Source organism: Synechococcus sp. ATX 2A4, assembly GCF_024346375.1.
Classification (GTDB): Bacteria; Cyanobacteriota; Cyanobacteriia; order PCC-6307; family Cyanobiaceae; genus MW101C3.
The window spans coordinates 35498-50327 of sequence record NZ_JAGQCV010000002.1 but is presented as its reverse complement, the minus strand read 5'-3'; the positions used below and the strand labels follow the sequence as shown (position 1 = coordinate 50327).

Here is a 14830-nt window from a genome sequence, read left to right as displayed (position 1 = left end):
AGCAGTGACAGACCGATGCTGCGCTCAGGGGACCGGATACTGGGAGAGCTGGTTGATCATCTTGCAGACGATCGCGCTCCAGCCGGTCTGATGGCTGGCGCCCACCCCGCGGCCGGTGTCTCCATGGAAATACTCATGGAACTGGATCAGATCACGCCAGTGGGGGTTCTGTTGAAACAGATCCACATCCCCCAGAAAGGCGCGGCGGCCCTTGCTGTCACGGCGGAAAAGATTCACCAGCCGCTGCTCCAGCTTCAACGACACGTCCCAGAGGCTGAGCCACACGCCGGAGCCGGTGGGAAACTCCACCATGAAGCTGTCACCATAGAAGTGACCAAACTTCTGCAGAGATTCGATCAACAGATAATTGAGCGGCATCCACACCGGCCCACGCCAGTTGGAGTTGCCACCAAACATCGCCACTGGACTGTCTGCAGGTGAATAAGCAAGACAATCAGATTCACTGCCTTCGGTGTAGCAGAAGGGGGCCGCTTCATACACCTTTGACAGCGAGCGGATGCCATAGGGAGAAAGGAACTCCGCCTCATCAAACAGACGCTCACAGATGCGACGCAACCGATCTTCCGGCACCAGGGAAAACAGCAGCCGGTCGTTGTGCCGCCGGCCCAGGTGCGTTTCCACCCAGGAGGGGGAGGTGCGCTCGTGGGTGTACCACGCCAAGCTGTTCTTCACATCCAGCACCGGCAACCGCGCCAGTGTCTCCTGATCAAAACTGGCCACCGCCAGCAGGGGAATCAGGCCCGCGATCGAGCGGCTGCGCAGGAAGTCGGTGCTGCCGTCGGGCCGCTTGATCACGTCGTAGTAGAAGCCATCCTGTTCATCCCAGTTCAGAAATTCGTTGTCTGTGGGGGTGTTGAGCGTGAGGTTGAGTTGCACGAAGTCGTAGACGAAGCGCTCGCATAGATCTGCATACTCCGGTTCGCTCACGCTCAGCTCCACGCTGATGTTGAGCAGATTCAGGCTCAGCGACGCCATCCAGGCGATGCCATCACTTTCGCCGATGTGGCTGCCATCGGCCAGCGGAAAGCGGCGATCAAACACGGCGATGTTATCAAGCCCGAGGAATCCACCCTCGAACACATTGTCGCCGGAGCGATCATTGCGGTTGGCCCACCAGCCGTATTCCAGCAGCAGCTTGCGCAGCGCGGCCCGGAGAAAGGGCAGGTCCGGTGCAGCGTTCTGCTTGCGATCGATCTGGAACACACGCATCGCCGCCCAGGCGCCGATCGGTGGGTTCGGATCGGAGAGGGCCCATTCGTAGGCGGGGGTCTGGGCGTTGGGCGCCGTGAAGCGGGGGCTGCGCAGCAACATGCACTGCTCCTTGGCGGTGGCCGCATCGAAGCCGGCGAAGGCCACGGCGTGCACCATCAGATCCCACTGGCAGAAATAGGGGTACTCCCACGAATCGGGCATGGAGATCACATCTTCCACATGCAGACGCCGCCAGGCCGCATTGGCACTCTTGAAGCGCTCCGGCGGCGGCACCGGCTGGCCTGGATCCCCCTCCAGCCAGCGCTTCACATCCCAGCTGTAGTACTTCTTGCACCACAGCAATCCAGCGGCGGCTGCAAGGTGAATGCGACGGTCGTCGGCGTCCAGCCCCGGCACGCAGTGCTCGAAATAAGCGCTCCATTCCTGCTCGCGCACCTGATGAATGGCGTCGAACGCCGCGCCGAAGTCCGCCGGCTGCTCGCCCGCCCAGAGGCGCAGATCCACCACCCAGGTTTCACCTGGCGCCAGGGTGCGGCGCAGCAACCGGGCCGCCTTGGTGCCCCGCTGGGCGGGGTTGATCACGCCCTCCTCCCCCTCGACCACATAACGGTGAAAGCCATCTTTCTGAAACGGCCGCCGGTTGGGCTGGCGGAACAGGCGCTCGGTGTTGGTCTCGTTGTCGGTGAAGATCCAGGGGCCCGGCTCGGCGCAGGCCAGCCGGTAGGAGCCGAGGCCAGGCAGCACAGGGGTGCGCAGCAGATCCCCTTCGAGCTCCAGCGGCTGCTCGAGCGCGCCCGTGTAGCCCCAGCTCCAGGTGTTGCGCAACCACAGGGTGGGCAGGAGGGTGAGCGGGGCAGGGTCAGGGCCCCGGTTGGTGAGCCGCAGCCGGATCAACAGGTCGTCGGCCGCCGCCTTGGAATACTCCACCTCCACATCGAAGTAACGGTCGTCGTCGAACAGCCCCGTGTCGACCAGCTCGTATTCAGGGCTGTCGCGACCGCGCCGCCCGTTCTCGTGGATCAGGTGGTCGTAGGGAAAGCAGCGCTGGGGATATTTGTAAAGCCCCCGCATGAAGCTGTGGGTGGGGGTGTTGGCCAGATGAAAGGTGTAGTCCTTGATGTCTTCGCCGTGGTTGCCTTCGGGGTTGCCCAGGCCGAAGGGCCGTTCCTTGAGGATCGGATCAAGGCCGTTCCAGAGCGCCACCGAAAAGCAGAGGTGGGCGTGTTCGTCGCACAGGCCCAAAAGGCCGTCTTCTCCCCAGCGGTACACGCGCGAGCGGGCGTGGTCGTGCGGGAAGGAGCGCCAGGCATCGCCGTCGGCGGAATAGTCCTCCCGCACCGTGCCCCACTGGCGATCCGGCAGGTAGCTGCCCCACAGCGCCCAGGGCACCAGCCCCTGATCCCGTTCGGCCATGCGGCGCCGTTCGGCGCTCTCAATGGCATCGCGGTCAGGCATCAGCACAGGATCAACACCAGGCCATCCTGGCCGCGTTCGGCGTTTGCGCAGGCCGCGCTGTGCGTTAGCCCACCATCAGGCCGCCCTCTTCGCTGAGGCATTCCTGCCAGCTGCGCAGATCGAAGAGCAGCTCCTCAAGCGTGAGCACGGCCAGTTCCCGCTCCAGCGCCCGCTGCAGGCGCCGCACCAGGGCCTGGGCCACCTGCTCACCCGCTAGCGCCGGGTCACGGCCCGTCAGTGCCAGGTCGCTGGCCATGGCCGCCGCCGGCCCCAGCGCCGGATCGGCCTGCACCGCCTGCAGCACGGCCACCAGGGGGATTGCCGCCGGTGATCGCCGCAGGCGGTACCCGCCGCTGCGGCCCCGGCGCGCCTCCACCAGATCGGCCCGCCGCAACTGCAGCAGCAGCTGCTCCAGCATCGGGGCCGGCAGCGACTGCGCAGCGGCGATCTGGGCGACCGAACGCCAGGCGCCCGGCTCCTTGGCCAGCTCCAGCAGCGCCTTGAGCGCCTGCAGGCCGCGCCGTTTGATCAACGCCTTGCCGCCAGTCGCTCCAGCACGTGCTCCAGGGTGTAGCCGAACAGGGTGGGATCCGGTTCGGTGGCGTCGATGTCGGCCAGGCCCAGCTCCTGCCAGCGGGCATCGATGCGGTCTTCGATCGCCGCCGGTCGGCCGAGCGGTTCGCCCCAGTCGTGGCGTTTCTCCGGCCCGACCTTGGTGGTGGCATCGATCGCCAGGCGGCCGCCCAGTCCCAGCCGCTCGCTGGCGAAATCGAGTGTGTCGAACGGGGTGTCCTCCAGCACGAACAGATCCCGCTGGGGGTCCACCTGGGCACTGATCGCCCAGATCACCTGGCGCGGGTCGCGGATGTTGATCGATTTGTCGACCACCACCACAAACTTTGTGTAGGTGAACTGGGGGAGGACGGTCCAGAAGGCCATCGCCGCCCGCTTCGCCTGGCCCGGATAGGCCTTGTCGATCGAGAGCACGGCCAGCTTGTAGCTGAGCCCTTCCATCGGCAGGAAGAAATCAATGATCTCGGGCACCTGTTGCCGCAGGATCGGCGTGTAGATGCGGTTGAGCGCAATCGCCAGCATCGCCTCCTCCTTCGGCGGGCGGCCGCTGAAGGTGGTGAGAAACACCGGGTTCCTGCGCTGGGTCATGCACTGAAAGCGCACCAGCGGCGAGGCCTCCACGCCGCCGTAGAAGCCCATGTGATCGCCGAAGGGGCCGTCGGGCTGTTCCTCGCCGGGGGTGATCGTGCCCTCCAGCACCACCTCGCTGTGGCTGGGCACCTCCAGATCCACCGTCTTGCACTTGGCCAGACGCACACCCTCGCCGGCGTAGATGCCGGCGAACAGCCATTCGGACAGTTGCACCGGGATCGGGGTGGCGGCGGCCATCACCAGCAGGGGGTGCACGCCGATCGCGACCGCCACCTCCAGCGGCTTGCCCAGTGCGGCCGCCTTGCGCAGGTGGCGGGCACCGCCGCGCACGCTCAGCCAGTGCACCGTCATGGTGTTCGCCGACTGGCGCTGCAGCCGGTAGACGCCCACATTGGGCACACCCGTCTCCGGGTCCTTGGTGATCACCAGGCCGAGGGTGATCACCCCGCCGGCATCGCCGGGCCAGGGGCGCAGCAGCGGCAGGCTGTCGAGGTTCACCGCGTCCCCCTTGAACACCTGCTGGTGGCAGGGGGGCAGCAGGTCGAGGTCAGGGCGGGCCTTCACCACATCCCAGAGCACTCCGCCGAAACGCACCGCCTCGCGCAGCCCCTTCGGCGGCCGGGGCTGCTGCAGCAGGGCCAGCCGCGCGCCCAGATCCTCCAGTTGTTCGGCCCGCTCCAGGCCCATGCTCCATACCACCCGCTGCACGGTGCCCAGCAGGTTCACCGCCACCGGCATCGGGCTGCCGATCACGTTCTCAAACAGCAGGCCGGGACCACCACGGGCCAGCACCCGATCGGCGATCGCGGCCAGTTCCTGGTCGGGGTCAACGGGGGCGGTGATCCGCCGCAGCTGGCCGCGCTGCTCCAGCAGCGCCAGAAAGCCCCGCAGATCACGGGTGGAACTCCGCGGCAGCGTGGCCGGCATTGAGGGGGTCCTGAGCGTCGCTGCCTACTGTGACGCACGCGACCCGTGCCCTGCGCCGTGCTGATCCATACCTTCCACACCTCTGAAGACGTGCCCGATCGCGGCCCAGCGGCGGCAGCCGGCCCGGATGCGGCGGTGGTGATTGACGTGCTGCGCGCCACCACCACGATCGCCTGGGCGCTGCAGAACGGCGCCGAGGCCGTGCAGGCCTTCGCCGATCTCGACAGCCTCAAAACCGCGGCGGCGGCCTGGCCTGCCCCGCAACGGCTCACGGCCGGTGAACGGGGCGGCGCCCGGGTGGAGGGTTTCGATCTCGGTAACTCGCCCCTGGCGGTCACGCCGGAACGGGTGGCGGGCAAGCGCATCTTCATGAGCACCACGAATGGCACCCGCTCGCTTGACAAGGTGCGGGAGGTGCCGTTGCTGCTGACCGCCTGCCTGCCCAACCGCGCGGCGGTGGCGGCGCGGTTGCTGGAGCGGGAGTGCCAGCAGGTGTGGATCGTGGGGAGCGGCTGGGAAGGCTCCTATTCGCTGGAAGACACCCTGGCGGCTGGTGCCGTGGCCCAGGCGGCGATGGACGCAGCAGCCGCGAGCGGCACGTCGGTGGAGGCCGGCAACGACGAGATGGTGGCGGCGCTGGCGCTATGGCAGCAGTGGCGCCACGACCCGGAGGGCTGCCTGCGCACCGCCAGCCACGGCCGGCGTCTGATCAGCCTGGGCGACCATGACGCCGATTTCCGCTGCTGCGCCGCCGTGGATTCCCTGCAGATCGTGCCGATGCAGGCCGAGCCGGGCGTGCTCAAAGCCAGCTGAGCCTGGCCTCCAGCCCTGCCCAGATGCCGGAAGGCACCTCCCCTTACAGTTCCGCCGACTTCTTCTCTCCCCATGGTGACGAGCTTCCTGGCCGCTGCTCTGCAACTCACCAGCACGCCCGATCCGGAGGCCAATTTCGCGGCCGCCGAGGAGCTGATCGATCTGGCGGCCCGGCGCGGCGCCGACCTGGTGGGGCTGCCGGAGAACTTCGCCTTCATGGGCGACGACGAGCGACGGCTGGAGCTGGCGGGCAGCCTGGCGGAACGCTGCAGCCGCTTCCTGGTCACGATGGCGCGGCGCTATCAGGTGACCCTGCTGGGCGGCGGCTTTCCCGTGCCGGCCGGGGAGAGAGCCACCTTCAACCGCGCCGAGCTGGTGGGCACCGAAGGCCAGCTGCTGGCCCGCTACGACAAGATCCACCTGTTTGACGTCGATCTGCCGGACGGCAACACCTACCGGGAATCGGGCACGGTGAAAGCGGGCGATGTCCTGCCGCCGGTGGTGGATGTGCCGGGGCTGTGCCGCATCGGGCTGTCGATCTGCTACGACGTGCGCTTCCCCGAGCTCTACCGCCACCTGGCCGGTGCCGGCGCCGAGCTGATCATGATTCCGGCCGCCTTCACCGCCTTCACCGGAAAAGACCACTGGCAGGTGCTGCTGCAGGCACGGGCGATCGAGAACACCGCCTACGTGCTGGCTCCTGCCCAGACCGGACTGCACTACGGCCGCCGCCAGAGCCATGGCCATGCCCTGGTGATCGACCCATGGGGCACGGTGCTGGCGGATGCGGGAATTTCCGCTGGGCTGGCGGTGGCGCCGGTCGACCCTGATCATGGCCAACGGGTTCGCACCCAGATGCCGAGCCTGAACCACCGCCGTCCTTCGCTCTTCTGACCCTGGGGAAGTCCTGCCCGACACTGTTGTCCACGCTGGTGACCGCGCTGCGGGCGTCGTGCCATGCGATCGCCTTTGCCGCGCTGGTGCCGTCCGCCCTGCTGCTGGCCTCCCTGCCGGCCCACGCCGCCAGCGCCCTGGCCGCCTGGCGCCTCACCCGGGATGGGGTGCTGGAACTGCGCACCTCGCCGTCGATCACGCTGCAGGCCTTCTACGAGAGCGGCAAGGACGGGAAGGGACCACGGGTGTGGATTGACCTCCCGGGCGCTCCGGTGCGGCCCCGCAGCCTGCGCGGCAGCGGCGCCCTGCGCGAGGTGCGCATCGGCAAACCCGATCCCGGCACCACACGCCTGGTGCTCGAGTTCGCCCCGGGAACCCGGCTGGATCCACGCAACATGCGCCTGGTGGGCACCGCCCGCGACCGCTGGCGCCTTGAACTGACCGGACTGGGGTCCAGCCGGCTGGTTTCCACCGTTGGCGAAGGCAATGTGGAGGTGGCCGGCGGAGGCTGGGTGCGGCCGACCCCCTTCGGCGGCAGCCGCCCTCTCCCTTCCACCGGCGGCATGCCTGCGGTGCCGCGCGGCCGCTTCCGGGTGGTGATCGATCCGGGCCACGGCGGGCCCGACCCAGGCGCTGTGGGCATCGGTGGGCTGCGGGAAACCGATGTGGTGCTGGACATCTCGCTGCAGGTGGCGCAGCTGCTGCAAAGCAAAGGCGTGCAGGTGGTGCTGACGCGCACCTCAGAAATCGACGTCGACCTGCCGCCACGCGTGTCGCTGGCCAACAGCAGCGGCGCCCATGCCTTCGTGAGCATTCACGCCAATGCTCTGAGCATGGCGCGGCCAGATGTGAACGGCATCGAAACCTTCTTTTTCCAGGGTGGTGAGTCGCGCGCGCTGGCGGAGGCCTTGCAGCAGGAGATGGTGAGGGTTTCAGCCGGCAGCCCCGATCGCGGTGTGAAGACCGGCCGCTTCTTCGTGATCCGCCGCACGGTGATGCCCGCCGCTCTGGTGGAAACCGGCTTCTTGACGGGCGATCTGGATTCGCCCCGGCTGGCGGATGCCGGCCACAGGCAACGACTGGCCCAGGCCATCAGCCGCGGCATCCTGCGGTATCTGGGGGGCGGATGAACCAACGCCGCATCGGCCTGCTCGACAGCGGACTCGGTGGCCTGACCGTGCTGCGCCGCCTGCTGGAGCGGCATCCCGACCAGCCGTACATCTACCTGGGGGACACGGCACGGGTGCCATACGGCGAACGCTCCCCGGCAGAGATCCGGGCGATTGCTGCCGAAGTGGTGGGCTGGCTGCAGCTGCAGTCGGTCGATGTGGTGCTGATGGCCTGCAACACCACCCATGCCCTGGCCCTCGATGTGGTGGAGGGCATCGCCGGCCGGGAGGTGCCGGTGCTGGGTCTGATCGACAGTGCCGCCGGCGTGGTGCAAGGTGAGCGGGTGGGAGTGCTGGCGACGCCAGCCACCGCCGCCAGCGGAGCCTATGGGCGAGCACTGCGCGCGCTGCGGCCGCACACCACGGTGCTGGAAGTGGGGTGCCCCGCCTTCGTGCCGTTGATCGAGCGGGGCGATCTCAGCGACCCACGGCTGCGCGAGGTGGCACACACCTATCTCAAGCCCCTGCTGGCCGCCGAGGTGGACACCGTGGTGCTGGGCTGCACCCACTATCCGCTGCTCGAAGACCTGTTGCGGGAGCTGCTGCCCGATCACGTGGTGCTGGTGGATCCGGCCGAGGCCGCCGTGGAGCGGCTGTCGGCCTGCATTGGCCGAACACCCGCACCGGTGCTGCGGCGCTGCGGCCTCCACCCCTCCCCCGCGCTGGCTTCCGGCAGCCGCTTCTGCGTGACCGGCGATCCGGAGGCCTTTGCCCAAGCCGCTATGCCCTGGCTCGGCTGGCGGCCGGCGGTGGAGCAGGTGGCGCTCTCAGCACCGATCCAGGCCTTCTAGGATCCAGCCACTGAGCAGGGGTCATGGCCACGGTCGCGCAATTGCTCCAGCCGGTCGAGAACGACCTCGAAACCCTGCTGAGCGATCTGCGCAGCCTGATCGGCGCCGGCCACCCGATCCTCCAGGCTGCTGCTGAGCATCTGTTCAGTGCCGGTGGCAAACGGATCCGTCCCGGGGTGGTTCTGCTGTTGTCACGGGCCTTGAGCCCTGATGGCGAGCTCACCAGCCGGCACCGCCGTTTGGCGGAGATCACTGAAATGATCCACACCGCCTCCCTCGTCCACGACGACGTGGTCGATGAGGCCTCCACTCGCCGCGGGGTGGACACCGTCCACAGCCGTTTCAACAACCGGCTGGCGGTGCTGGCGGGCGATTTTCTCTTCGCGCAGGCCAGCTGGCACCTGGCCAACCTCGACGACCTCGATGTGGTGAAACTGCTGTCGCGGGTGATCATGGACCTGGCCGACGGCGAAGTGCGCCAAGGCCTGTTTCGCTACGACACGGGCCAGAGTTTCGAAACGTATCTCGAGAAGAGCTATTGCAAAACCGCCTCGTTGATCGCCAACAGCGCCCGGGCCGCCGGTGTCCTGAGCGAACTCCCCGTTGATCGCCTCGATCAGCTGTATCGCTTCGGCCGCCAGCTGGGTCTGGCCTTCCAGGTGGTCGACGACATCCTGGACTTCACTGGCAGCGACCAGCAGCTGGGCAAACCGGCCGCCAGTGATCTGGCCGCCGGCTACCTCACGGCCCCAGTGCTGTTCGCTCTCGAAGAGCGGCCAGCCTTGGCCGGACTGATTGAGCGGGAGCTCTGCGAAGCCGGCGACCTCGATCAGGCGCTTGAGCTGGTGCGGGGTTGTGAGGCCATTCCCCGTTCGCGCGCCTTGGCCGAAGGCTTTGCCCACGAGGCCGGCGAAGCGCTCCAGTGGCTGCCGCCTTCCGCCTCCAGCGAGGCCCTCAGTGCCCTACCGGAGTTCGTGCTCAGCCGCCTCTACTGACCTGGTTGAACCAGTCGCATCGGCTCCAACGTTGGGGCAACCCCAGTCCCTATCAACCTTCTGTGGGCTTGTCAGCATAGAGAGGCGGTTTCGGTGTCTTGAGCTTTGCTCCAGTGAGGCCAAGCCTGAAAGCCACCGAGTTCCTCAAGTTTTAAGTGTTTTCTGGGGCAACACAAATGCCCGCTCAAGACACCCCCTCCAATGGACATCAACGGGCACCATTTCGAGCTAAAAGTCGTCTGAACTCCCCTTCTCAGAGATCCGCACCATGCGCGAGGGCACTCCCTCCGGCCAACCCTTGCCAGAAGCCAGCGCCCAGGATCAGGCCATGGCCAAGGCTCTGAGCGTGCTGGGGGCCCAACTCCGACAGGCCCGGGAAGCCAAGGGCATTCCCCAGCAGGAGCTGGCCAAGCGCCTGTTCTTCCGCCAGGAACAGTTGGAGGCACTTGAGGCAGGTGACCGTTCCGCCCTGCCGGAGTTGGTGTATGTGATCGCCCAGGCCCAGCGGGTGGCCAGCGTGCTTGGGCTTGATGTGACACCACTGCTGCTGCCGCTGCACCAACTCCAGAAAAGTGGTCCACCCCACCGCTGCCTGGATCCGAGCACCTCAACGCCGCGGCAGGCGGCGCCAGGGATCTCACCGATCAAGGCCGCTGGCGGCATGGGCAAGGGGGTCGCCGTAGTGGCACTGATCCTGGGCGCCGGATCGACCCTGGTGTGGGGCTGGCAGCGCTTTGCTGCCGGTGACCTTCAAACCTGGCTACCCGCCCAGCCGTCGGTTCCTTCGGCTCCCCACCGCGAGCCTGCGCAACTTGAACCAGCCACTGAGGCAACGCCGCCGCAGCCGGCAACAGGTGCCTCGCAGCCCACGCAACTGGCACAGCCAGCCCCTGGTGATCTTCTGCTCAGCAGCAGTTCCCCCAGCTGGTTGGAGGTGCGTCAGGTGGGCGGCGCGGCTGGCGGGGAGGTGGTCTTTCGCGGCACCTTCACGGGGGAGCGCCGTTTTCCCCTCGGCGATGGCCTCAAGGTGCTGGCCGGACGCCCTGACCTGGTGACGGCCCGACTGGAAGGCAAACCAGCTCAGCGCCTCGGTTCGATCGAACAGGTGCAGTGGCGGACCTTCACGCAGACGGCGCCGGCCGCCCCAACCCCCTGAAGACAAATCCCTTCAACGATCAAGACGGTGCCGCAGGGGTCAGCTCAGCACCTGTAATCAGCTCAGACCCGTTATGCGCGGCGGCGGCCCTCCTTTGGCCCCCATCCATCAGGCCTTGTCTTCATTGGCGTTCCATGGCCACGATCTGGTCGCGCCCATTCACCCGGGCCAATTCAGAGGCTTTGGTGGCCCGCTGAAACAAGCTGGCGAAGTCGCTGTCGGTGTCGCTGAGGGTGGTCACGCCGCCGCTGAGGTGGATCTGCTGCTCGTTGTGGAAGGAGGAGACACCGATGTGATGGGCCCCCTCCAACAGGGTTTCTGCCAACCAGGTGGCCTGCTGATCGGTGCTGTTGATCAAGAGGATGGCAATCTCTTCATCACCGACCCTGCCGATCAGATCCTGATTGGCGACATGGCTGCGGCAGAGATCTGCCACTTTCGTCAACACCTCATCACCCGTGCGATGACCCCAGCGGCTGTTGATCGAGCGAAAGTTATCGATATCAAGAATCACCAACGACAACGGCGTGTGACGCTCCCTGGCATGCGCAAGTTCGAGCTCTCCAAGCTGTAGAAAGAGCTGACGCCCCAGCAGATGGGTGATCGGGCAGTGCAGTGATTGACGACGCATCTCGATTTCCCGCATCGCCAGTTCAGCGATGCGCTCCAGCAGATGGATCTGCTGGTCGCTCAGCTGGCGGGGCTTGCGGTCGATCACGCACAGCGTGCCGAGGTTGTGGCCGTCTTCGGAGGTGAGCGGCGCGCCTGCATAGAAGCGAATCCTGGGCTCCTCGAGCACCAGGGGATTGGTGTTGAAGCGCGGATCTTCAAGTGCATCGGGCACCACCAGCACGCCGTTGCTGGCGATGGCGTGGGCACAGAAGGCCATCTTGCGGGGTGTTTCATCCAGGTCGATTCCCTGGCGGGCGATGAACCATTGCCGATCGGCATCGATCAGGGAGATCAGGCCGATCGGGGCATCAAGCAGCTCAGTGGCCAGCTCCAGCAGGCGATCGAGGTGGGGATCCTTGCGGTGGTCGTGCAGGTCGTGGCGCTCCAGCGAACGCAACCGCTGCAGTTCATCGACGGGGACTGGATAGTCGGGGAAGGGGGACATTGCAACGCCACGCGCAGACAGCTCCTGCCTCTGTTGTAGCCAGAACAAGCCGCATCACGCCCTGAGCACGAGCACATGGCCACCGATTGGCACGCGAGGCCGTGGGGATTGGCACCGGGGAGGATCAGCTGGCGCTGTCTTGAACGGCAAATCCCGCCGCACTTGAGCCCTGGCCGGCTCCCGTAATCTCAGCGCTGCCTTCGCTCGCGGCCGTGACTCCCCGAACGCGCCGGCTTCGGCCGCTGCTGAGCTCCTGTCTGGCCGCACTGCTGACAGCCCTACTGACAGCCCTGTTCCTGTTCATGCTGCCGGCGCTGTTACCGGCGCGGGCCGGCGCCGCAACGTCCAGCTATGCCCTGGCCTGGGAGCAACCCTTCAACCGGCCGGATCATTACCCCCTCGATCAGCGTCCCGATCCGGCGCTCTACAAGCCGAACGGCGCCTGGATCGGCCGGCTGATCCTGCCGCAGGCGAGCGCCGCGGATCCCGAAACTCAGGGTTCCAGCGCCAAGAATCCCGGCGCCGACTGGGTGTGGTTCGAGGTGCAGCATGCGCCCCCTGAGTACGAACAACTGGTGGGGCAACGGCTGCGGCTGGGCTGGCAGGAGCGGCCGGCCTTGCAGGCCATGGTGCGCACTGTCAGCACCGACATCCGCTTCGATGCGGCAGCCCATGGGGCGATCGCCGCCGGCAACGTGTTGCCGCAACGGCTCGACGGACGCCGCGCTGTGGGTCCACTGCAATCGCTGGCCGGGGCGCGCCCCCACGACGACGTGATCGTGCGGCTGGAGGAGGTGGAGCTCGCCACCGGGGCCGCCGGCAGCCCCAACCTGGCGATCGCCCAGCCACCGGTGCAGATCACCGGGCGCTATGTGGCCCTGGTGCAGCTGCTGCAACCGGCGGCCGGCGCCGTGAACCCCGACGGCGATCGCTTCGAGGTGCAGCACTTCAACCAGGGCGAAGGCACGTTCAGCGGGGCCCGCGAGGTGGTGCGGATACCGCGGCAGCCACCCGATCGCGATGGGCGCCGGCTGTTCAACCCCGATGGCCTGGTGGGGGATCCGATCGGAGCCGCCGGCTGGCTGCTGTACGGCGCGCCCGATGCCAACGGCCTGTTCACCGCCCAGGCACTGCTGCCCCGGGCGCTGCTGCAGCCGCGGGCCGATCAGCTGGTGCAGGGCCGCAGCGCAGGGCTCGACTACGTGCTGCACCGCAACTGGGCCCGGACCACCGAGCGCAAGGGGCGCTTCGCGCGGGTGCAGGTGGGGGGAGAAGGCAGCTGGCAACAAGGCGAGCGGGGCCTGCTGATCCACAGCTTCGGCGGCATCGGCGGACCCGGTGGCGAAGCGATCGTGGCTGGCACCGTGACCGGCCACTTTGCCTTTGGCGATGCCGAGCTGGGGCGCGACCCCTTCAGCGGCGAGCCGCTGTTCGCCCTGCGCTTTCACCAGATCTATGCCAACAACCCCAACGGCATCGTGGCCGGCACCCAGGACTGGAGTGCTTACAGCGGCGATCTGCAGCGGGGCTGGCTGTGGCTGCGGCCGATCTCCGATGTGCTGATCCGTCAGGATCTGTTCAGCGATGTGCAGCTCGGTCCCCGCCGCTTCTCCCTGCTCGACGAACTGGGCGTGCAGGCCAACGTGATGATGGCGCGCTACCGCAGCGGCGATGGCACGGGCCTGTCGTCGGTGACACCGGCCACCTCCTGCGTGCAGGATTCCAGCCAGACCCTCTACATCGCCCTGAAACGGCTGCGCCAGCAGGTGCTGGCGGATCCCGAGCTGATGGCCTGGTGGCGCGCCAACCCCCGCTCTGCCGACAGCCGCCGCTTCGAACAGCTGGTGGCCCTGGGTCGCTCCCTCGACAACCTGCTCACCCCCTTCGGCATGGTGCGCTCCGATTGGGTGAGCAATGCGGCAGTGGTGGCTGGCGCCGAAACACTCACCAGCGGTGAGCAGCACTTCGTGCGCGGCCAGAGCGTGCGCGATGCCCTGCTGAGCTGGCGCTCAATGCTGCCCCGCCGCGGCCATGACGACATCGCCCGCGTGTTCCTGCAGAACGGCTCGCAGCTGTGGTTCCAGCGCACCAACCAGGTGCCGGGCCGCACGCCCGAGCTGTTGCCGCTGGCCCCCACGCTGCTGCTCGGCCAGTGGCCCTGGTTGTCGGTGCCGCTGCGGCGGCTCTCCGATGCGGTGAGCACGCCGCTGCTGGGCAGCAATGGGCTGGTGGCGGCGCTGGGGATGGTGGTGTACGCCTTGGTGGCCCTGCCCCTGGCGCGGCGCAGCGGCCTGCTGCTGCAGGGCTGGCGCTGGCGGCCGCTGGGCCCGCTGCTGCGCCAGGCGCCGCTGCTGCTGCTGATGCCGGCGCTGGGGGAGGAAGCGGTGTTCCGCGCTGCCCTGCTGCCAGCGGCGGCGATGGAGGGGGTGGGGCTGTGGTCGTCACTGGCCTGGGGCGCCCTGAGCGTGGGGCTGTTTGTGGGCTATCACCCGCTGGCGGGCGCCACCTGGTACCGGCCAGGGCGAGAGCTGTTCCGTGATCCGGCCTTTCTGCTCTCCTGCAGCTGGCTTGGCGCCGTGTGCGCCGGCGTCTTCCTGATCACAAGCTCGCTCTGGCCGCCGGTGCTGATCCACTGGCTGGCCGTGACCCTGTGGCTGTGGCCCCTGGGCGGACGCCTGCGGTTGAGGATGGAAGATCCCAGGCAGGTAGCCCCATGACCCTCGAACGGTTCAAGCAGGCCCTGACCGCGTTGATGGAGCAAGCGCCCAGCGACCCTCTGGAGCGGGATGAATTCTTTGAAGTGAACCCCCTGCCCGCCGCTGACGGCCCCTTTGAGGTGGTGGTGGTCGATGAAGAGCAGGGCATCTTCGCTGCGCTCTACCTCGACCGCCTGTTTGAGGAGGAAGAAGCGGCCGGCCAGAGCGAGGTGGAAGCGCTGGTGCCCGGTTATTTGCAGGAGGCGTTCGGGCTGGAGCGGCACGACTGGCAGGCCACCGCTCCGTTCGATCTGGGCTGGCGGTCGCGGGAGTTTCTCTGGTTTCTGGAATTCCAGCTCCCCGGGCTCACGCCCCTGTGTCACAGCGACGCTGACCGCTGAGACCGTCCGTTTACCGCAA

The 14830-nt window shown here is 67.4% G+C and carries 12 protein-coding genes; 8 read left to right on the top strand and 4 right to left on the bottom strand.

The genetic code is table 11. The features are described from left to right. Positions 1–24: 24 nt before the first annotated feature. From KBY97_RS02095 to KBY97_RS02085, 3 genes are all read right to left on the bottom strand, one after another. Complete coding sequence (locus KBY97_RS02095; RefSeq protein ID WP_255145025.1) at positions 25–2688, bottom strand: MGH1-like glycoside hydrolase domain-containing protein; 2664 nt, start codon at positions 2686–2688, stop codon at positions 25–27. Between the two features lie 64 nt (positions 2689–2752). Continuing rightward, positions 2753–3220, bottom strand: coding sequence for an Rrf2 family transcriptional regulator (locus KBY97_RS02090; RefSeq protein ID WP_255145023.1), 468 nt, complete (start codon positions 3218–3220; stop codon positions 2753–2755). Beyond that, a complete protein-coding gene (locus KBY97_RS02085; RefSeq protein ID WP_255145022.1) occupies positions 3217–4779 on the bottom strand; it encodes a UbiD family decarboxylase in 1563 nt (520 codons plus the stop codon). The genes KBY97_RS02090 and KBY97_RS02085 overlap by 4 nt, the downstream gene beginning before the upstream one ends. Positions 4780–4836: 57 nt before the next feature. Here KBY97_RS02085 and KBY97_RS02080 point away from each other — a divergent pair, with 57 nt between their 5' ends. The 6 genes from KBY97_RS02080 (at position 4837) to KBY97_RS02055 (ending at position 10597) form a co-directional block, all read left to right on the top strand. Then, complete coding sequence (locus KBY97_RS02080) at positions 4837–5592, top strand: 2-phosphosulfolactate phosphatase family protein (protein WP_255145248.1); 756 nt, start codon at positions 4837–4839, stop codon at positions 5590–5592. Between the two features lie 75 nt (positions 5593–5667). Then, positions 5668–6486: a carbon-nitrogen hydrolase family protein gene (locus KBY97_RS02075; RefSeq protein WP_255145247.1), complete on the top strand. Its 819-nt coding sequence runs from the start codon at positions 5668–5670 to the stop codon at positions 6484–6486. A 26-nt stretch (positions 6487–6512) separates the two neighbouring features. Continuing rightward, positions 6513–7616, top strand: a complete 1104-nt coding sequence (locus tag KBY97_RS02070) for an N-acetylmuramoyl-L-alanine amidase (protein WP_399217117.1) — start codon at positions 6513–6515, stop codon at positions 7614–7616. Continuing rightward, entirely contained in the window at positions 7613–8446 is an 834-nt protein-coding gene (murI, locus tag KBY97_RS02065) for a glutamate racemase (protein ID WP_255145021.1), read from the top strand. Before KBY97_RS02070 ends, murI begins: the two co-directional genes overlap by 4 nt. Positions 8447–8469: 23 nt before the next feature. Beyond that, a complete protein-coding gene (gene sds, locus KBY97_RS02060; RefSeq protein WP_255145020.1) occupies positions 8470–9441 on the top strand; it encodes a solanesyl diphosphate synthase in 972 nt (323 codons plus the stop codon). Between the two features lie 268 nt (positions 9442–9709). After that, positions 9710–10597: a RodZ family helix-turn-helix domain-containing protein gene (locus tag KBY97_RS02055; RefSeq protein WP_255145018.1), complete on the top strand. Its 888-nt coding sequence runs from the start codon at positions 9710–9712 to the stop codon at positions 10595–10597. Between the two features lie 121 nt (positions 10598–10718). Here KBY97_RS02055 and KBY97_RS02050 read toward each other — a convergent pair whose 3' ends face one another. Then, the gene (locus KBY97_RS02050) at positions 10719–11714 is read right to left on the bottom strand and encodes a sensor domain-containing diguanylate cyclase (RefSeq protein WP_255145017.1); all 996 of its coding nucleotides are present in this window, start codon (positions 11712–11714) and stop codon (positions 10719–10721) included. A 212-nt stretch (positions 11715–11926) separates the two neighbouring features. Between KBY97_RS02050 and KBY97_RS14705 the strand changes: the two genes are divergently transcribed. Continuing rightward, positions 11927–14431, top strand: a complete 2505-nt coding sequence (locus KBY97_RS14705; protein ID WP_255145015.1) for a type II CAAX prenyl endopeptidase Rce1 family protein — start codon at positions 11927–11929, stop codon at positions 14429–14431. Continuing rightward, positions 14428–14811, top strand: coding sequence for a hypothetical protein (locus tag KBY97_RS02040; RefSeq protein WP_255145014.1), 384 nt, complete (start codon positions 14428–14430; stop codon positions 14809–14811). Before KBY97_RS14705 ends, KBY97_RS02040 begins: the two co-directional genes overlap by 4 nt. Positions 14812–14830: the final 19 nt, after the last annotated feature.